Source organism: Kitasatospora sp. NPDC004289, from assembly GCF_053602875.1.
On record NZ_JBSGEL010000071.1, the window covers coordinates 20,182 to 38,462 of the forward strand.

The 18,281-nt window shown below is 74.3% G+C and carries 20 protein-coding genes; 11 read left to right on the forward strand and 9 right to left on the reverse strand.

The features are described from left to right. Positions 1 to 223: 223 nt before the first annotated feature. From ACWEPF_RS32680 to ACWEPF_RS32690, 3 genes are all read right to left on the reverse strand, one after another. Complete coding sequence (locus ACWEPF_RS32680) at positions 224 to 673, reverse strand: hypothetical protein (protein ID WP_452175416.1); 450 nt, start codon at positions 671 to 673, stop codon at positions 224 to 226. Between the two features lie 563 nt (positions 674 to 1,236). Next, a complete protein-coding gene (locus tag ACWEPF_RS32685) occupies positions 1,237 to 1,557 on the reverse strand; it encodes a DMT family transporter (protein ID WP_396294710.1) in 321 nt (106 codons plus the stop codon). 2 nt (positions 1,558 to 1,559) lie between these two features. Continuing rightward, entirely contained in the window at positions 1,560 to 2,231 is a 672-nt protein-coding gene (locus ACWEPF_RS32690; protein ID WP_452175417.1) for an FMN-dependent NADH-azoreductase, read from the reverse strand. 112 nt (positions 2,232 to 2,343) lie between these two features. On the opposite strand from ACWEPF_RS32690, the gene ACWEPF_RS32695 reads away from it, so the two are divergent. Both ACWEPF_RS32695 and ACWEPF_RS32700 read left to right on the forward strand, forming a co-directional pair. Then, on the forward strand, positions 2,344 to 2,961 hold the full coding sequence (locus ACWEPF_RS32695) for a TetR/AcrR family transcriptional regulator (protein ID WP_452175418.1): 618 nt from the start codon (positions 2,344 to 2,346) through the stop codon (positions 2,959 to 2,961). A 57-nt stretch (positions 2,962 to 3,018) separates the two neighbouring features. After that, entirely contained in the window at positions 3,019 to 3,540 is a 522-nt protein-coding gene (locus tag ACWEPF_RS32700) for a hypothetical protein (protein WP_452175419.1), read from the forward strand. Positions 3,541 to 3,694: 154 nt separating this feature from the next. Here ACWEPF_RS32700 and ACWEPF_RS32705 read toward each other — a convergent pair whose 3' ends face one another. Continuing rightward, positions 3,695 to 4,504, reverse strand: coding sequence for a phosphodiesterase (locus tag ACWEPF_RS32705; RefSeq protein ID WP_452175420.1), 810 nt, complete (start codon positions 4,502 to 4,504; stop codon positions 3,695 to 3,697). A 245-nt stretch (positions 4,505 to 4,749) separates the two neighbouring features. Between ACWEPF_RS32705 and ACWEPF_RS32710 the strand changes: the two genes are divergently transcribed. Together ACWEPF_RS32710 and ACWEPF_RS32715 are read left to right on the forward strand one after the other, a co-directional pair. Continuing rightward, the gene (locus ACWEPF_RS32710) at positions 4,750 to 5,640 is read left to right on the forward strand and encodes a hypothetical protein (RefSeq protein ID WP_452175421.1); all 891 of its coding nucleotides are present in this window, start codon (positions 4,750 to 4,752) and stop codon (positions 5,638 to 5,640) included. Further along, positions 5,637 to 7,481 carry a hypothetical protein gene (locus ACWEPF_RS32715; protein ID WP_452175422.1) on the forward strand — a complete coding sequence of 615 codons (1,845 nt, stop codon included), beginning with the start codon at positions 5,637 to 5,639 and terminating at the stop codon, positions 7,479 to 7,481. Before ACWEPF_RS32710 ends, ACWEPF_RS32715 begins: the two co-directional genes overlap by 4 nt. A gap of 83 nt (positions 7,482 to 7,564) precedes the next feature. On the opposite strand, the gene ACWEPF_RS32720 is transcribed toward ACWEPF_RS32715, so the two are convergent. Continuing rightward, entirely contained in the window at positions 7,565 to 8,503 is a 939-nt protein-coding gene (locus ACWEPF_RS32720) for a MerR family transcriptional regulator (RefSeq protein WP_452175423.1), read from the reverse strand. A gap of 110 nt (positions 8,504 to 8,613) precedes the next feature. After that, positions 8,614 to 10,053: an MFS transporter gene (locus tag ACWEPF_RS32725; RefSeq protein WP_452175424.1), complete on the reverse strand. Its 1,440-nt coding sequence runs from the start codon at positions 10,051 to 10,053 to the stop codon at positions 8,614 to 8,616. 100 nt (positions 10,054 to 10,153) lie between these two features. Here ACWEPF_RS32725 and ACWEPF_RS32730 point away from each other — a divergent pair, with 100 nt between their 5' ends. Then, positions 10,154 to 10,714 (forward strand): helix-turn-helix domain-containing protein, encoded by a 561-nt coding sequence (locus ACWEPF_RS32730; RefSeq protein ID WP_452175425.1) that lies wholly within the window; start codon positions 10,154 to 10,156, stop codon positions 10,712 to 10,714. Positions 10,715 to 10,739: 25 nt separating this feature from the next. On the opposite strand, the gene ACWEPF_RS32735 is transcribed toward ACWEPF_RS32730, so the two are convergent. After that, positions 10,740 to 11,393: a phosphotransferase family protein gene (locus tag ACWEPF_RS32735; protein WP_452175433.1), complete on the reverse strand. Its 654-nt coding sequence runs from the start codon at positions 11,391 to 11,393 to the stop codon at positions 10,740 to 10,742. Positions 11,394 to 11,546: 153 nt separating this feature from the next. Between ACWEPF_RS32735 and ACWEPF_RS32740 the strand changes: the two genes are divergently transcribed. The 4 genes from ACWEPF_RS32740 (at position 11,547) to ACWEPF_RS32755 (ending at position 14,036) form a co-directional block, all read left to right on the forward strand. After that, complete coding sequence (locus tag ACWEPF_RS32740; RefSeq protein ID WP_452175426.1) at positions 11,547 to 11,915, forward strand: hypothetical protein; 369 nt, start codon at positions 11,547 to 11,549, stop codon at positions 11,913 to 11,915. Then, a complete protein-coding gene (locus ACWEPF_RS32745; protein WP_452175427.1) occupies positions 11,912 to 12,223 on the forward strand; it encodes a hypothetical protein in 312 nt (103 codons plus the stop codon). Before ACWEPF_RS32740 ends, ACWEPF_RS32745 begins: the two co-directional genes overlap by 4 nt. Positions 12,224 to 12,347: 124 nt before the next feature. After that, the gene (locus ACWEPF_RS32750; RefSeq protein ID WP_452175428.1) at positions 12,348 to 13,259 is read left to right on the forward strand and encodes a DUF2199 domain-containing protein; all 912 of its coding nucleotides are present in this window, start codon (positions 12,348 to 12,350) and stop codon (positions 13,257 to 13,259) included. A 72-nt stretch (positions 13,260 to 13,331) separates the two neighbouring features. Beyond that, a complete protein-coding gene (locus ACWEPF_RS32755) occupies positions 13,332 to 14,036 on the forward strand; it encodes a hypothetical protein (protein WP_452175429.1) in 705 nt (234 codons plus the stop codon). 55 nt (positions 14,037 to 14,091) lie between these two features. On the opposite strand, the gene ACWEPF_RS32760 is transcribed toward ACWEPF_RS32755, so the two are convergent. Together ACWEPF_RS32760 and ACWEPF_RS32765 are read right to left on the reverse strand one after the other, a co-directional pair. Continuing rightward, positions 14,092 to 14,979 (reverse strand): siderophore-interacting protein, encoded by an 888-nt coding sequence (locus ACWEPF_RS32760; protein WP_452175430.1) that lies wholly within the window; start codon positions 14,977 to 14,979, stop codon positions 14,092 to 14,094. A gap of 32 nt (positions 14,980 to 15,011) precedes the next feature. Further along, the gene (locus tag ACWEPF_RS32765) at positions 15,012 to 16,058 is read right to left on the reverse strand and encodes an ABC transporter substrate-binding protein (RefSeq protein ID WP_452175431.1); all 1,047 of its coding nucleotides are present in this window, start codon (positions 16,056 to 16,058) and stop codon (positions 15,012 to 15,014) included. A 254-nt stretch (positions 16,059 to 16,312) separates the two neighbouring features. Here ACWEPF_RS32765 and ACWEPF_RS32770 point away from each other — a divergent pair, with 254 nt between their 5' ends. Next, the gene (locus tag ACWEPF_RS32770) at positions 16,313 to 17,350 is read left to right on the forward strand and encodes a FecCD family ABC transporter permease (protein ID WP_452175434.1); all 1,038 of its coding nucleotides are present in this window, start codon (positions 16,313 to 16,315) and stop codon (positions 17,348 to 17,350) included. Further along, a partial coding sequence (locus ACWEPF_RS32775; RefSeq protein ID WP_452175432.1) for a FecCD family ABC transporter permease occupies positions 17,347 to 18,281 on the forward strand: 935 nt, incomplete at its 3' end. The genes ACWEPF_RS32770 and ACWEPF_RS32775, both read left to right, overlap by 4 nt.

Here is an 18,281-nt window from a genome sequence, read left to right on the forward strand (position 1 = left end):
CACAGCCGCCGGCACGCCCTCGTCACCGCGGCAAGGCCTCCTGCGCACCGACCGCTGACGACAACGGGGCGGTCCCGCCCCGGGGCCGCCCCGTCACCTCACGCCGGCCACCTGCTGCTTGCCGCCCGGGCGGCGCAGCTCCTCGAGGACGGTCGCCTGGCCGGCGACCAGGACGCCGCCGGCCTCCGTGGTGCCGCTGATGGAGTCAGGCCGGCCGGCCGCTCTACCAGTTGCCCCAGGTGCCGGTGGACCAGATGGCCCGGCCGTGGCCGTTGTAGAGCACGAAGTTGCCGTCGTCCTGGAGCTTGGGCTCGGCCCCGGTCGGGTCGGTGGCGCGGTTGGACCAGAGCGTCCCGGCCCCGGCGAACTCGAAGACGCTGAACTCCCCGCTACCGCCGCGGACCATCGCCACGGCTCCAGGGTGACCGTAGGTGCGGGTGGACCAGAGGGCCTTGCCGTCCCGCTTGCGGTAGAGCACCAGGTTCCCGTCCAGCTGCATCACCAGGCGCGACTCCCCGGCGCTGAGGCTCGCACCCGCCTCCAGCCGCTGGCCGCTGCGCAGGACCGCCTGGTCGGCGGCCGCTGCCGGGGTGGCGGTCAGGGCTGGTGCGGTGCAGGCGAGCAGGGTGGCGCTGAGCAGGGCGGCGGCGCGTCTGCGCACGATGTTCCGCATGGTGTCTCCCCCTTCTCGTCTGTGCAGGCCCTTTCCTGCACCGGGCCCGAACGGCACTGGACACCGGGGGGATGACAGCGGATCCATTCCAGTGGGAACTCGCCCCGGCGTTCGTGGAGGAGGCCGTGGAAGCATCGGGCCGGGTCACGGGCGCGGACGTTGTCCGGGCTGCTGGACATCGAGCTCGCCTGCCTGTCCAGCTCCTGATCCGCGGGCGTCTCGCCCGGGCACATGATCCATGAGGTGCCGCGGCGGGGGACCGGGATGTCGGCGCCGACCACCCTCTGATCATCCGCGGAATCGTGGCCGGAACCGTTCTCCGGGATCTTCATCAGGGGGAGGCCCACGCGAGCCGCCCACCCCCGTGGTCGCTCGCGTGGGCCGTCCGGGACGCGGGAGGCGCTGGCCGACCCGCTTGAGGACCGGGGCGGTGCGGCCTCCCTGGTCCCGGCCGCACCACCCATCCAAGCGCTCGCGCCACCGTGGGGAGCACTGGACGTCCGCACGGGACGAGGAGCCGTCGGCCGGGTGATCCCACAGTGGCCCGGCACGTGCGGGGTGGGTCAACCGGCGGTGCCCAGGCGGACGGTGACCAGTCCGGCGGTGACCAGGGCCAGTCCGGCGACCTGGGTGACGGTGAGCTGTTCGCCTCCGAGCAGGGCTCCCGTCAGGACGGCGCCGACGGTGCCGATCCCGGTGAAGACGGCATAGGCGGGCCCGGCCGGGAGGTCGCGGACGGCGAGCCCGAGCAGGTAGACGGCGGCGAGCATGAGGGCGAGGCAGAGCACGGTCTGCGGGAGGCGGGTGAAGCCCTCGGTCGGTTTGATGCTGCGGGACCAGGCGACCTCGACGGCCCCAGCCAGCAGGAGCCAGATCCACGGCACGGTCAACCCTCCTTCGGGGGCGTGTGCCCGGCGAGCTCCGCGCCGAGTTCGGCGGCCCGGGTCAGGGCGGTGGCGGCGGAGTCGAGGTGCTGCGGGAGGCGGTCGGCGAGGGCGGGGTCGCTGAGGGAGTTGACCAGTTCGGCGCTGATCACCTCGGCGTCCTCGACCCCGTAGTGGCCCCGGAAGAAGTCGAGCAGGTAGCGGCCCTGGTGGTCGAAGGGCTCGCGCGGGGTGCCCGGCCCGTACGCGCCGCCGCGCGCGGAGAGGACCACGAAGCGGCGCGGGGCGAGGTCCATCTTCGGGAAGGTCACCTGGTCGATCCAGGCCTTGAGGGCCGCCGGGACGCCGAAGTTGTACATCGGAGCGCCGATCAACACCACGTCGGCGGCGAGCAGTTCGGCGAGCAGGGGCTCGGTGACGGCCCAGGCGCGACGTTCGGCCCCGGTCCGGACGGCCTCGGCGTAGCGGTCGGTCGCGGTGATGCCCTCGCGCAGGAGGGTGTCGCAGATGCCGGTCCAGCCTTCGGTGATCGGCGGGGGTAGGGCGAGGGCCAGGTCGCGGTGCACCACCTGGCCGCCGCCGTTCTGCCCCCAGGCCCGGGTGAAGGCGGCGCCGAGGCGGCGGGTGAAGGAGTCGGTGCGGGCGCTGCTGTCGAGGTGCAGGAGTCGAGGCACGGCGGAGGAACCCCCCAAGGTTCATGGGAAGTGGACGCTCTGTCCGCTTCCGGGTCGGTCTCACCGTACGAGCAAGTGGACGCTCTGTCCACTTGCTCGTTAGGCTGCTCCCGTGACCGAACTGCCGCCGCTGCCGCTCGCCGCCGACCCGCCGCCGAGGGAACGGGCCGACGCCGCCCGCAACCGCGCCCGGGTGCTCGCCGCCGCCGAACGGCTCTTCGCGGACGGCGACCCGTCGGCCGTCACCATGGACGACATCGCCAAGGCCGCCGGCATCGGCCGCGGCACGCTCTACCGGCGCTACCCCGACCGGGCCGCCATCGCCCGGGCGCTCCTCGACGAACACGAACGAGCGCTCCAGGAACGGATGTTGACCGGACCGGCGCCGCTCGGCCCGGGCGCCTTCGGCGAGCCCGCCCCCACTCCGGCGGCCCGGCTCACGGCCTTCTATGCCGCGATGACGGAGCTGTTGGAGGCCCACGTCCACCTCGCCCTCGGCGCGGAGACCGGCCCGGCCCGCTACACCACCGGCGTCTACGGCTTCTGGCGGCTGCACGTCGCCCACCTCGCCCGCGAGGCCGGACTCGACGACCCCGAGACCGCCGCCGACCACCTCCTCGCCCCGCTGGCCCCCGAACTCTTCCGCCACCAACGCGACCGCGGCATCCCCCTCGACCGCATCACCGCCACCCTGGCCGACCTCGCGCACCGCATCCTGGGACGGGGCTGACGGGGCGTGGGGAACGACGAGCGCGGGAAGGCGCACCGGACGGCACGGGAACAGCGCGTGGCGGAGGCTCCGGTGGTCGCACCGCCGGAGCCGTGGCGGCGGGTCCTGTTGGCGGCGGTCGGCGGGCTGGTGGCGGTCGGGTTCGCGTCCGCGCCGGACGACGGCCGGGACTTGGTGATGGTGGTCTCCCACAACGGACTCGGCCTCTACGACGCGGTGTCCGGCGAGTGGTTGGCCCGGGAGTACGAGCCGGACGACGAGCAGCCGGGGGACGACCTCCGCTGTGACGGGATCGGGCCGTTGGAGGGCGTGCGGGTGCCGACCGCCGGGCTGTTCGGGGGAGGCCTGGACCTCGTGGCCCACGGCGGTTGGAGCCTGACGGTCGATCGGTCCGGGGCGGAGGGCGGGCAGGTGGTGCTCTTGGCGGACGGGGCGGGGCGCCGCGGAGCCCAGGGGGCTGCCTGGTGGCGCCTGTTCGGCGACCGGGGCGTGGAGCTGCGGGCGGCCGGGTTCTCGCCCTCGGGGCGCACGCTCGCCGTCGCCACCACGGCGGACCTGACGCTGTGGAGCCGGGCCTGAACGGGGCGGTGTGACGATCCGTCAGGGGCGACCCTGAGGCCCCTCGGCGCGCACACCGCCCTCGTCCTCCGGGGGCAGCCCGCCGACAGGGCCGAGCGCCGCCGCGGCCGGTGTCCCGGTGCCGTACGGACCGCGGGAGCACGGGGACGGTGGGTCAGAAGCCGCCGATGGTGGCCGCGGCGTGGCTGACGGGGACGGTGTGGGTGGTCCAGGCGGGGCGGTCGCCGGTGCGCAGGTGGAGGAGGAAGGAGGTCGGTTCGGGGAGGTAGTGGGGGACTTCGCCGCGTAGGGCGAGGCCGCTCTGGAGGTGGGTGCTGGGGGCGGTGGCGAGGAGGGTGCCGGCGAAGGTGGTGGTGGCGGGGCGGTGGACGTGGCCGGCGAGGACGCGGGCGACGTGGGGGTGGCGGGAGAGGAGGGCGTCCAGGGCGTCGCCGTCGGTCAGTCGCATGGCGTCGAGGAAGGGGATGCCGAGGTCGGCGGGCGGGTGGTGCAGGCAGACGACGGCGGGGAGCCGGGGGCGGCGGGCGAGTTCGGTGTCCAGCCAGGCGGACTGTTCGGGGCCCAGGAGGCCGGCGGGGGAGCCGGGGAGGGAGGAGTCCAGGGCGAGGAGGGTGAAGGAGGGGTGGTCCACCGCGTAGTGCGTCCGGTCCGAGCCGCCGAGGAAGCGGGTGCCGCCGAACTCGGCGAGCAGCGCCTCGGGGTCGTCGTGGTTGCCGGCCAGCAGGTGGAGCGGTAGCGGGTAGCGGTCGACGAGTTCGCGCAGGACGCGGTAGGCCCGCCGGTCGCTGCGGTCGACCAGGTCACCGGTGATGACCACGCAGTCCGGCAGGGGGTCGAGGGTGAGGACGCGGGCCAGGGCCCGGTGCAGGCTCTCGGCGGGGGCCGCGGCGAGGGGGCCGCTGGTGAGGTGCGGGTCGCTGAGGTGGGCGACGGCGGCGGTGAGGGTGGTCGTGGATGTGGTCACCTCCGAAGACTCCGGCGGGAGGAGCGGGCAGGGCAACCGGTCATGCTCAGGGCGGAAGGGGCGGGCGGGTCCGGGCGGGTCCGGGCAGGTCCGGCGGGGGTCGGTTGTGGGGATTTCGTGTCGGAAGTCCGGTGGGCGGACCTAGAGTTGGTGGTCCGGCATTCCGCTCGGTGGTGGGCGGTTCGGGGCGGCGTGGTACGGCGTGGTGCGGTGCGGTTGGGGGTCGGGACGGGGTGCGGCAGCGGATGAAGTCCGGGGCGGAGCGGGGCAACGAGGTCACGGCGAGCGGTTCGGAGGCCGTGGCCGTCGGGGGAGACGCCGAGAACGTGGTGATCGGTGACCACTCGACGTTGATCGTGCACCAGGCCCGCCCGAGGGTGCGGCGGAGCGTGGTGCTGGCAGGGGTGGCCGCGTTGGTGGTGGCCGGGGCCGGGGTGGGGTGGCTGGTGCTCGGGGACGGGAAGCCGGCCGAGGTGCCGATCGGTGCGGCGTGGCCGGCCCGGTTGACGGCGTGTGACCAGACGAGCAGGGCGGCGATGCCCCGAGGCGGGGCGGACATCGGCGCGTTGGACCTGGGGTTCGACAACGATCCGCGGAACTCGGCCGCTTCGCTCGGCGCGGCTTCGTGGAAGGCGGGGCTGCTGACGGTGTCGGTGAGCGCGGTGGACGACCCGGTGACCGTCACCCGGCTGCGCCCCGTGATCCGGAAGGTCGACACGCCCCCGTACGCCTGGACCCTGTCGCACCCCAGCGGTTGCGGCGGGAACAACCCGCCGGTCTTCCCGGAGCTGGACCTGGACACGGGAAAGCTCAAGGTGAAGAAGCCGGACGGCAGTTGGGTGGAGGTCGGGACGGCGGTGGACGGCATCACCGGAACACTGGTGGAGAAGGGCGGGACGCAGCTCGTGTTCCTCAAGGTGCTCTCCTGCGAGGCGAGTTACGAGTGGAGCCTGGAGGTCGGCTACGTGGTCGGCGGGGTCGACCGCACCACCAGCCTGGGGCCGTTCCGCTCTGCGGGGAAGCTCGACGGGGTGCCCGCCTACCAGCTCGGAACGCGGAGCGACGGGCCCGGACGCGTGCTCGTCCCCCTGGACCCGGGCAAGGACAGCGTGGACCCGTGCGCGGTGACCGCATGAGGGGGCGCGCTCGGTGGATCGTGCTGGTGGCCGGGGTGTTGGCGCTGGCGGCGGGCGGACTGCTGCTGGCGCGGCTGCCGGGGAGCGAGGGGCGGTCCGGTGGCCGGTTGCCGGAGGCGTGGACGCTCTGGCCGGTGGCCGCGCTCGGTCCGGAGCTCGCGGGCGGCCGGTTCAGTGCGGACCACCTCGCGGCGGGGCCCGAGGTGGTGGTGGCGGTGGGGCGGGGCGAGGGAGGGAGGCCGGGCGCCTGGTACTCGACGGACGGAGTCACCTGGCGGCCGGGCGATCTGGCGGGCCTGGCCGGTGGTCCCCGCTGGGGCGCCGAGATCAGCGGGCTGGTCCGGTACGGGGGCGGGTTCCTGGCGGCCGGGGTGACCACGGTCGGCGAGATGACCCCGGTGTTCGGTGAGACCATCGCCTGGCGGTCGGCGGACGGACGCAGCTGGACCCGGGTGGACGGCCCGCCCGCCCCCGATGGGTCCGTGGTCGGACACCCGTGGCTGCACATCGACGGGGACCGGGCGGCGGTGGTGGTCTCGGAGAGGGAGATCGCCGTGCTCGGGCCGCAGGACACCACCTGGCAGCGGGTCGAACTCGAGCTCGGCGACTGCCGGTTGAACCGACGCGTGGACCTGGGCGGGACGCCGTCGTTGGCCGGTGCGGACTGCCCGGGTGGTGGCACGGACGAGGGACGGGCGATGGTGCGGCTCGACGGTTCGTCAGGGAGCAGGCCGGTGCTGCGCGTTCCGGCCGGCGAGACCGGGGCCACGGTGGCCGTCGGTGACGGGACTGCCGTCGCACTGGTGCGGCACGTGGTGCCGGAACCCGGGGCCGGCGGGACCGAGGGAACCGGTGGGGTCGGTACGGCAAGCGGTACGGCGAGCGGTACGGCGACGCTTGAGCCGATGGACGGTGGCGGTGGCGACGACGGCGGTGAAGGCGGGGGCGAAGGTGGTGAAGGGGCGGCCGGGGGCCGGACGGAGGTGCGGATCTCGCGCAGCGGCGACGGCGGTGCGCACTGGACGGACGCCGCCCCGCCGCCGTTGCCGGAGGGAGCCGAGACGGGCAGTGGTTCGCCGATGTACGTGCAGTGGACCGGCCACGGCTACGTCGCCACCGGCTGGGCGCAGGACCGATTGGGGAGCGTGCCGTTGGTCTGGGTCTCCGCCGACGGCGTGAAGTGGAGCGTGCAACGGATCGCCCGGTTCGCCGACGAGGGGAGCCTGGGTGCGCCGGTGGCGTTCCGGGGGATGCACCTGGTGCCCGCCGTCTACCCGGGCGGGACGGCGGGTCTGCTGATCTCCGGCGGTCCGCCCCTGCGGGCGGAGGTGACGGGGAGTCGGACGGCCGCGGGCCCGTCGACCGGAGCTCCGGTGGCCGGGACTCCTGCGACCAGGACGCCGACGGCTGGACCGCCGACGATCCAGCGGCCGTCGGTCGGTCCCCCGGAGACCGGGAGCCCGGCGCCGGACAGCACGGGGCCGAGCCTCACCCAGCGGATGGCCGGCACCTGGGGAGGGACGGTGGCCGGCGGGTCCTCGGCCACCGGCGGGACGGTCCGGTTGGGGATGCGGGCGGTGGAGACGGCGAGCGGGCCGCGCCTGTTGGTCGGCAAGCTGACCATGGACAACTGCTCGGCCGACGTCGTGCAGCAGCAGCGCCCGGCAGACGGGACGGTCCCGCTCACCGTCGAGAACGCGAAGGCGGAGGTGGCCGGGACGGTCTTCGGCTCGGCGTCCTGCCCGAGCCGGATCGAGCTGCGCCTCACCGCCGACGGCCGGCTCTCCTGGGTGGACGACCTCACCCGGCAGGGCGTGCTGGAGTCGATGCCGCCCGACTGACCGTCAGCCTGCCGTTCACCCAGCGGGTCAGGTGGGACGGGCCCTGCTCGTCACCGGGATCGGCGTTGCCGCAGCCTGCGGTGTTACGCCGGTATCCGGGTGCCCATGGCCTGGATGAACCAGTCGAACGCCGGCGCCCGACTCTCCGGCGCCGACCAGCCGTTGATGACTGCGAGCAGCTGGAGGTACCGCTCCCTGCGCGGGTCGTTGGCGGTCTCCAGCCGGGTCAACAACCGGCGCCGAAGGTCGACGTCGTCGGGGCGGCCCAAGGCGTCCGCGCACTGGGCCATGACCGCCGCGACGATCCGGTCGGCCTGGGGCGATGCCGGGTCGATGCCGGCCGCCAGGGCCGGACCGACCTGGTCGAGGACCGCGGCGGTGGGGTCGCGGCGCAGGTGTGCGGCGCCGCCCCGGGCGCGATCGGCCACGTAGTGCTCGGCCGTCCGCCGCGTGCAGGCGCGGAAGTCCGGGTCCTGGGACAGCTCGGCGGGCTCGATCCACGCCTCGACCTGCTCGGCCTCGGGGTTGTCGGGAAGTCCGGGAGTCATCGAGCGCGTGATCCCCGCGAATTCGGGGGTGGCGTCCAGGAGGCCGCCGAAGGCGGTGTCGAGGAAGTCGTCGATCAGCCGTCGGCGTTCGTCCTCGGAGAGCTTGGCCAGCTTGTGCATGAGATCCATCTCCTCGGGGGTGGACCCGCGCTCGGCCACCGCCGTGAGCACCGCGCGCCGCAGGCGCAGCGTCCGGATCTGCACCGCCAGTGCTTCGGCGTGCGCCGCGGCGACTTCGGGAAGGGAGACCTCGCGGTCCACGACCTTCCGCACCGTGGGGAGGTCCAGTCCCAGGTCGCGCAGCGTCCGCACGAGGTCCAGACGTGCGACGGCGTCGATGTCGTACAGGCGGTAGCCGGCCGGGCTACGGTCGGTCGGCGGCACGATCCCGCAGTCGGAGTAGAACCGGATGGCCTTGACCGTCAGACCCGTCCGCCGGGCCAGGTCACCGATCGAGTAGAGCGCGCCGTCCATGCCCTTGCCCTCGCACCTCCCCCTACCGGAGACTCAAGCCCGTCCGCCTGCCGACGGCGAACCGTCCCTCGTCCACAAGTACCTGACCGTTCCTCCCGGCCGGGCCGACGTCAGGGCCTGCGGGTGCCGGCGGTCTCGGCGCGGCCCGCCCGGGCGACCGGGAGCAGCAGCAGTCCGCACGCGGCCACCAGCAGCCACCCGGGCCGGGCGGCCGACGCCAGGTCGGCCGGGGCGGCGCCCGTGACCAGTACGCCCGCCAGTGCGATGCCCAGCGCGGAGCCGAACTGCCGTGCGGTGGAGGTGATCGCGCCCGCCACGCCGGCGCGGGCCGGGGGCAGGCCGCTCACGGCCGTGTTGGTGATCGGGGCGTTGGCGAAGCCGAAGCCGATCCCGACGAGCAGGTAGCCGAGCAGCAGCACCGGCAGGGGCGGGCTGCCGCCTCCGTCCAGGGAGAAGAGTCCGAACAGGCAGCCGCCGCCCGCCGTCAGGAAGCCACCGGCCAGCAGGAGCGGCCGGCGCGGGCCGACCCGCGCCGTGAGGCGGCCGGACCAGGGGGCGCAGACGGTCGCGCCGAGGGCCATCGGCAGGGTGGCCGTCCCGGCGGCCAGGGCGGTCCAGCCCCGGGCCTGCTGGAGGTAGAGCGTGGAGAGCAGCAGGGTCAGGCCGAGCGCGACGAAGACCGCCACCGCACCGAGCACCGCACCGGTGAAGGCCGGGCGGCGGAACAGCCGCAGGTCCATCAGCGGCTCCGCACGCCGGCGTTCCACCAGGACGAAGGCGACGGTCGCGGCCGCGGCCACCGCGTAGGCGGCCAGTGCGGCGGGGGAGGCCCAGCCGATCCGCGGGCCCTCGATCAGCACCCCGACCGACACCCCGACCAGCACGGCCAGCAGCATCTGCCCGGGCAGGTCGGGCCGCCGGGCCTGCGGTGCGCGCGACTCCGGTACGTAACGGACCGTCAGGACCAGGGCCACCAGCACCACCGGGACGTTGACCCAGAACAGCGAGCGCCACCCGAGGCCGTCCACCAGCGCGCCGCCGGTCACCGGCCCGACCGCCATGCTCAGACCGAAGACCGCCGCCCAGATCCCGATCGCCCGGGCCCGTTCCCTGGGGTCGGGCATCGCGTTGACCACGATGGCCAGCGCCACCGGGCTGAGCATCGAGGCCCCGATCCCCTGCACGGTGCGGGCCGCCACCAGCCAGCCGAGGGAGGGCGCGAGCGCGCAGAACAGCGAGGCGGCGCCGAACACCACCAGCCCGAGGCGGAAGACCCGGCGCCGGCCGAAGCGGTCGGCCAGGGCGCCGGAGGTGATCAGGAGCGCGGTGAGCACCACGGTGTAGGCGTCGACGGTCCACGCCAGGGCGTGCACCGAGACGTCCAGGCCGGTGCCGATGGCGGGCAGGCCGATGTTGACGATGGTGGTGTCCAGGCCGACCAGGAACAGGCTGAGGCAGCAGACCGCCAGCACCGTCCAGCGGCGGCGGGCGTCGAGCTCGGGCGGTGGCGGCGGTGCGGACGAGGTAGCGGCGGGGGCACTGGTCGTCATGGTGGCCTCTCACGGTGTGTCAGGACGTTGCCGGCGCCCAGCCTGGGGCCGCGGGCCCCGTCGTGCCCAGGTGCTTTGCCGATCCTGCAAGGATGACCCCGTGGACGCGGAACTCGAAGAGGTACTGGACGCCATCGGCCCCCGGCTGCGCACCCTGCGCCGCGACCGGGGCCTCACCCTGGAGGCGCTCGCCGAGAGCACCGGCATCTCGGTCAGCACCCTCTCCCGCCTGGAGTCCGGCAAGCGGCGCCCCTCCCTCGAACTCCTCATCCCGCTGGCCCGGGCCCACCGGGTGGCCCTGGACCAGCTGGTCGCCGCCCCCGCCAGCGGCGATCCGCGGGTCCACCTCCAGCCGGTTCACCGCCACGACGGCAGCGTGGTCGTCCCGCTCACCCAGTACCCGGGCCGGGTGCGGGTGTTCAAGCAGGTGCTGGCCCCGCGCGAGCCCAAGCTGGTCACCCACGGCGGCTACGAGTGGCTCTACGTCCTGGCCGGCACCGTCCGCCTCATCCTGGGCGAGGCCGAACTGACGCTCCGTCCGGGCGAGGCGGCCGAGTTCGACACCAGTGAGCCGCACTGGTTCGGCCCGGCCGACGACCACCCCGTCGAGGTCCTCCACCTCTTCGGCCCCCAGGGCGACCAGGCCGTGCTGCGCACCTGACCGGCCCGGCCGCGAGCCGCCGCGCTCACTCCGTCCAGGCGGCGGTGGCGGCGGCCCGCTCCCGCCACTGCCGCGAGGCGGGGCCGCCGGGGGCCCAGCGTTCGCAGAAGCGTTCCAGCTCGGCGCAGCGCGTGAGCATGACGGCGCGCCGCTCCGCCCAGGCCGGGACCGGTCCGTCGTAGGCGGCGAAGAAGTGCCGGAGGGCGGAGCGGTGTCCGGGATGGTGCATCCGCACGACCCACTCGCACCAGGCCAGGTCCTCGACGGGCGCGCCCGGGTGGGCGAACTCCCAGTCGAGGACGGCGGTGACCTGACGGGTCGCCGGGTCCAGCAGGACGTTGTTGGGCCCGAAGTCGCCGTGCACCAGTACCTGGCCGGGGCCGAGGGCGGGAGTGGCGGGCCGCAGCCGGTGGATCCGTCCCAGCAGGGTGCCGCAGGCGGCCAGTACTTCGGCGGCGTGGCCCTCGTCCAGCAGGTCCTGGCCGGGGCGGCCGGGGAGCAGGGCGAGGGTGAGGGAGCCCTCGTCCGCCGCGAGGACGGGCGGGACGGGCAGCTCCCCGGCCAGGCAGGCCAGCAGCTCGCGTTCCCGGGCCAGCCGTGGCCCGGCGTCCGGCCCCTCGTAGGTCTTGCGGACGTGCGAGCCGTCGCCGACGGTGTGGTTGGTGTAGCCGTGTCTCATCCGTTGCACCGGCCGATGATGGGGCGTCAGCCACCGCTGGTGCCAGCGAGTTCCGGTCCCGGAGCCGCCCCGGGAGTCAATTATCGTCAGAATGACGTTAATGGGGTAGGCTCCCGTCACCGACGACCGAGGGGGCCGGACATGGACGTGCGCATGATCCTTGACCGCGACAGCGTGCACGCGGGTGACGACGTGTCATCGCACGAGCTGGACCACCGGGTGCCGGGTGGCCGGACCCTTCGCGAGTTCGCCGGGCGGCTCCCGCAGCCAGGGTTCGTCCCGACCCGCGACACCTGGGCGGTGTACCAGGTACTCGGCGCCGAGCATCCGTTCGAGGGGTTTCCGCCCCGCAGCGATGCGATATCGACCGTGCCCCTCGCGGTCATCGCCCGGAACTCGGGTGCGCTGCGCTACCACCTGGACCCGGAGACCCCGCTGTCGGCCCTGGCCGGCGAGGGCGGCCGGGTGTCGGTCTTCTGCCGCTCGTGCCGGAACCGGGGGTCTACCTCGACCGGCCGGTGAGCAGGGAAGGCCTGGACGGGATCCTGCGCGACCTGCTCAGCTGGGAGGAGGACGGCCGTGTGGACGTCTTCTCGGTGGCCTACCACGCGGCCTTGACCCTGCGTGAACAGGGCCGTTACCAGGTGGCGTTCAGGCTGGAGGGCCTCACCGCGGCGGCGCTCCGGGGCGGCAGCCAGGAGTGGACGGTGTTCGCGGAGCACCTGGACGCGCTGCGCAGCCGGGAGGCGGGGCCGGCCCTGTCGGTGCTCCTCGCCGAGCTCACCGTCCTGGCCGCGCGCACCACCCCGCCTGGCCCGCCGTCCTCCTGAGGGCCGCCCCGGTCGGGCTCGGGTGTGCCCGACCGGCCAGCAGCCGGCCCCGCCGTGGCTCTTGGCCTTCGGGGCGCGCTGCCCGGCGGTCCGGGAGGTGGGGGCCTGCCCTACGCTGCACACCGTGATCACGAATCCTGCCCCCACCTGCTCGTGCTGCGGTACCCCGGTGCCCGACCAGGAGCAGATCGATGTCCGCTTCGGGCTGCCCGACGCCGCGCTGGAGGTCCCGGAGGAGGCCCGGCACAAGGCCGGGGTCGCCGCCCTGCTGCGGGTCGACGGCGTGGGGAGCTTCATCCGCTGCCTGCTGCCGGTCCGGCTCACCGGCGGGACCGAGCTGGTGGTCGGCACCTGGCTGCGGATCGGTGACGAGGACCTGGACCACGCCCGCCGGAGCTGGGGAAGGCCGGCCTACCGGGAACTCGCCCTCCGGGGCACCATGGCCAACGCGATCGAGCCCTGGGGCGCGGACCTCCACGGAGCCCCGGCCACCGTCGTGGTGCGCGACCCCGGCGAGATCCCGTACGTCGACGCCAGCGACGACGCGGTGCTGCACCGCGTCCTCACCACCACCTGGGACCGCGACGACGTCCTCTCCCGGGTGGGCGATCCCCTGCCGGTGCCCGTCCGCACCCCGTTGAACGAGCGCTGGTCCGTCGAACGCACCGGTGGTCTCTCCGCCGCTGTCGTGGACAACACGCACCGCTTCACCGGACCCGGCCGCACCGTGCACGCCGACGTGTTCGCCGACCGGCTGCGCCGCGGCCCCGAGGAGTTCCTCGCCGCGTTGCTGAACGGCGCACCCGCCGTACCGCCGGAGCAGCGGATCACCGAGGACGTCCCGGACGGGATCCGGCACGCCTTCTGGACCGCCGCCACGCACAACGGCCGTACCCAGTACGAGCTGTACGGCTTCACGGTGCACCGCAGCGGCACCGCGGTCGGGGTCGTCTGCCTGTGGGACGAGCCGGACGACCTCGCCTGGGCGCAGCACGTCTGGCGGTCGGTCCGCAGCGAGGACTCGGCGACCCGTTAGCGGTTCGGCTCCGCCGGAGCTGTCCGGCCGATCATGTGACTGCCTCGGTTCTGGAGGTGTGATCATGGGCCGATGGAGCACTCCAACCCGTTCAACGTCCTTTCCCTTCGCCATGTCCCCGCAGATCCGGGGTCATGGCGGCCGTCGGCGCGGATCCGTTTGATGATCGACGGGATGGACGTAGTGGAGACGATCCACCCCGACAGCGATTCGAGCCTCTTTCACGAGATGCTGATCGGCCCGCCCGAGACGTGGCCGCTGAGGGCGGGCGGTGAACCGCGGCGGGTCGAGCTGTCGAACAACTACTGCGATACCGGCTGCTGCGGGGGCGTCTTCGTGACCATGGAGCGGTGTGGTGGTCTGGTGGTGTGGACGTGGGAGAACACCGACGACATCCGGGTGCGGTTGCCGGCGGACTCCCACTTCGACGCAGAACTGTACGACGCCGAGCTGGACCGCTTCGCCGCCGACCACAGTTGGGAGGAACCGGTCGACACCGCCGCACGCCTCCTTGCCCGGGAGTTGGCCGTCTCCGACTGGTACCGGCGTTGGAACTGCCCGCCCCCGCCCTCGGGCCTCGGTGTTTCTGTCGGCGGCCGTGGCGAGAAGGCCCACATCACGATGCGCTTCCGCGTCGAGGACTCGTCCCCCACGACGGCGTGGCGCCACTACACCATGGCCGTCACCGGGAACGAACCCGTCGAGGACCAGGTCCGCCGGTTCGCCGAACGTATCGCCGGCTCCGACCCGCGTACGTCCGCACAGCCCGGCGCATGATGGGCCGGACAGCTCCTGGCGGTTCGGCTCCGCCGTCGCCGAGGCCCGAGTCGCGTCAGGCGTCGGAGGCGGCGGCCTGACCAGCGGCCGCGGTCTCCGCAGCAGCTTCCGCCGCGGCCTGGGCCTCGGCGATGGCCTCGGCGCGCAGCTGCTCCTCGGAGGAGCCGACGCGCCAGTAGCCGGTGAACTCAACCGACTTGCGGTCGAAGCCGCGTTCGCCGACCAGGTGGCGGCGGATCGAGCGGACGGCGGCAGCCTCGCCGGCCACCCAGGCGTAGGGGGTGCCCGCCGGGAGTTCGGCGGTGCGGAGGGTGTCCAGGGCCGTGCCGGGGCGGGCGCCGTTGCGGACCAGCCAGTGGATCTCGGCCTCGGCGGTGGTGGTGAGGTCCAGGCGGTCGTCCTCGGTGGGGACTTCGAGGTAGGCGAGGGCCCGGGTCCCGGCGGGGAGCCACTCCAGGATGGCGGCCGCGGCGGGGAGGGCCGTCTCATCGGCGGTGAGCAGGATCCAGTCGGCCCCGGCCGGGGGGCGGAAGCCGACGCTGGTGTTGTCCTCGACGGCCGGGCCGAGCAGCAGCGCCCGGTCGCCGGCGGTGGCCCGGCCGGCCCAGGCGGAGGCCGGGCCGGTGTCGCCGTGCAGGACGAAGTCCACGTCGACTTCCGGGAGTTCGGGACGGGCGGCGCGCACGGTGTAGGAGCGCATCACCGCCCGCTCCTGCTCAGGCAGCGCCCGCCAGGCCCGGAACCAGCCCTCGCCCTCCTCGACCGGGACCACCGGCTCCGGCTGACCCGGGTGCGGCAGGAAGAGCGAGAAGCTCTGGTCCCGCCCGCCGGAGGCGAAGCCGGCCAGTGCCGGGCCGCCGAAGGTGATCCGGAGCAGCGAGCTGCTCAGCCGGGTGGTGCGGACGACCTCGGCGGGGAAGAAGGCGAAGGGCTGGTCGGACATCGTGGTGTACCTCCGGAAGGTGCGAGCGGGCGTCAGGAGAGCTTCTTGGCGCTCTCGATGGCCTTGGCCAGGTCCTCCAGCAGCGGGGCGGCGCCCGCGTAGGAGAAGCGCGGGACGGCGTCCCACGGGGTGACCTGGTTGGCCTTGACCGCCGGCAGCTGGGCCCAGCCGGGCTTGGACGCGAGGTCCTTGGGCTGGAGGGCGGTGGAGCGCTTGTCGAGCAGCAGCAGGTCGGCGGGGTACTTGCCGGCGTTCTCCCAGCTGAGCGACTCGAAGTAGCCGCCCTGGTCCAGCTTGTCCGGGACGACGATGTCCACGCCCAGCTCCTTGAAGTACATGAGGTCCGTGCTCATGCTCGGAGCGGAGGCGTAGAAGATGTCGGCGGCACCCGAACAGGCCAGTACCTTCAGGCCGTTGGCGGCCTTGGCGGCCTGCCGCAGCTTCTCGGCGGCGGCCTCGAAGCGGGCCTTGGCGTCGGTGACCTCCTTGGCCTTCAGGTCGGCGCCGAGCGAGGCGGCCAGCTCCGCGTAGCGGCGGATCGGCTCGGGCAGCGGCACCCGGCCGGTGGTGATGGCGACCTGCGGGGCGAGCGGCAGGATCTTGTCCTTGCTCTCCTCGGGGACGTACCAGAGCTGGTCGGCGTCGTACATGTGGGTGACCAGCAGGTCGGGGCGCAGGGCCGCGTACTTCTCGATGCTGAACTCGCCCCAGGCGTTGCCGATGATCTCGATCTTGCCGAGGTCGAGGTTGCCGGCCTGGGGGTCGGGCTTGCCGTCGGCGCCCTTGGTCTCGCCGAAGACGCCGACGATCTGGTCGCGGAGGCCGAAGTCGTGCAGGGCGGCGGCGGTGCCGGTGAAGGCGACGATCCGCCGGGGGACGGCCTTGGCGGTGACCTCCTTCTTGCGGTCGTCGGTGAACGACCACGGACCGGAGGCGGCGCCCGAACCGGAGCCCGCGGAGGCGGAGGAGTCCTTGGAGCCGGAGCTGCCGCAGGCGGCGAGCACCGCGCCGAGGCCGACGGCGCCGGAGGCGGCGAGCAGGCCGCGGCGGGTGAGGTGGGCGGGACCGGCGTTCGTCATGGCGGTGACTTCTCTCGTGCGGGGACGTGCGGGGGTGCGGTGGGGAGACGGAACGGGAGGCGGAAGGGGAGGCGGAGGGGACCGCTGCGGAGGGCACGCCCGCATTCGGGGGCATGCGGGCGTGCCGCAGCGGGCGGGCGGGGGCGGCCAGGAGGCCACGGAGCCCGCCCGTCGATCGTTAGGTTAGCCTAACCATTGTTACTGTCCATCAGGGCGGGGTACCCCCTGAACTGCACCGGAGTCCGCTCGTGTCCTTGACCAAGTCGCCACCGCAGGCCGCGGCAGGCGCCCCACGGCCGCCGGGGCGTCAGGCCCGGCGCGCCGCCGGGCTGTTCGCCGCCCTGCTCCTGCTGCTCCTCGTCCTGGTCCTGAGCCTGGCGGTCGGGGCGAAGCAGCTGGGCCCCGGCGAGGTGTGGCGGGGGCTCACCGAGCAGGGCTCGCCCGCCTGGACGGTGGTGCACGAGATGCGCCTGCCGCGCACCCTGCTCGGCCTGCTGGTCGGCTGCGCGCTCGGCCTGGCCGGCGGAGTGATGCAGGCCCTGACCCGCAACCCGCTGGCCGACCCCGGTCTGCTCGGCATCAACGCCGGCGCCTCGGCCGCCGTCGCCTCCGCCGTCACCTTCTTCGGCGTCAGCTCCTTCGGCGGGTACGTCTGGTTCGCGCTCGGCGGCGCCGCCGTGGTCTCGGCGGCCGTCTACGCCGTCGGCGGCGGCCGCACCGCCACACCCGCCCGGCTGGCCCTGGCCGGCTCCGCGCTGAACGCCGCCCTCTACTCCTACGTGATGGCCGTGATGCTGCTGAACGCGGCCTCGCTCCAGCAGATGCGGTTCTGGACCGTCGGCTCGCTGGCCTCCGCGCAGACCGACACCGTCCTCAAGGTGCTGCCCTTCGTGGCCGTCGGCGTGCTGCTCGCGCTCGCGCTGGCCCAGCCGCTCAACGCGCTGGCGCTGGGCGAGGACTCGGCCCTCGCGCTCGGCGCCCGGCCCGGCCGGGTGCGGGCCGGCGCGGTCCTCGCCGTCGGACTGCTCTGCGGCGCGGCCACCGCCGCCTGCGGCCCGATCGTCTTCGTCGGCCTGCTGGTGCCGCACCTGGTGCGCGCGGTCACCGGCCCGGACCTGCGCTGGCTGCTGCCGTACTGCGCCGTGCTGGCCCCGGTGCTGCTGCTCGGCTCGGACGTGCTCGGCCGGGTGCTGGGCCGCCCCGGCGAGCTCCAGGTCGGGATCGTCACGGCGGTGCTCGGCGGGCCGCTCTTCCTCCACTTCGTCAGGCGGCCGAAGGCGGTGCGGGCATGAGCGCCCCTCAGGTGAGCACCTCCCGCGGTGCCGCTCGGTCCCTCACCCTGCGGACCGGCGGGCTCTCCGTCCGCCTGCGCCCGCGCGTGCTCGTGGCGCTCGCCCTGGTGCTGGCCGTGCTCCTGGTGCTCGCCGTGCTGGCGATCGGCACCGGCGACTACCCGATCGCCCCCGCCGAGGTGGTCCGCACCCTGCTGGGCGACGGCACCCCCGCCCAGGACTTCATCGTCCACGAGCTGCGGCTGCCCAGGGTGGCGACCGCGCTGCTGGTGGGCGCGGGGCTGGCGCTCTCGGGCGCGCTCTTCCAGTCCCTGGTGCGCAACCCGCTCGGCAGCCCCGACATGCTCGGCTTCACCCAAGGCGCCTCCACCGGCGCCCTGGTGGCGATCGTGCTGCTCGGCGGCGGCACCTTCGCGCTCTCGGTCGGGGCGGTGGCCGGCGGTCTGCTCACCGGCCTGCTGATCTACCTGCTCGCCTGGCGCGGTGGCGTCCACGGCACCCGGCTGGTGCTGATCGGCATCGGCGTGATGTCGATCCTCACCGGGGTCAACGGCTACCTGCTCACCCGGGCCGAACTGGTCGACGCCTCCCGGGCGATGCTCTGGCTGACCGGCAGCCTGGACGGCCGCGGCTGGGACCAGGCCGGCCCGCTCGCCCTGGTGCTCGCCGTGCTGCTGCCGGCCGTGCTGCTCGGCGCCGGGCGGGCGCTGCGGCTGCTGGAGATGGGCGACGAGGCCGCGTCCGCGCTGGGCGTGCGGGTGCAGGGCGTACGGCTGCTGCTGATCGCCGCCGCCGTCGTGGTCGCCGCCTTCGCGGCCGCGGCCGCCGGGCCGGTCTCCTTCGTCGCACTGACCGCCCCTCAGCTGGCCCGCCGCCTCTCCCGCGCCCCCGGACCGAACCTCACCGGCGCGATGGCCGTCGGCGCGGCCCT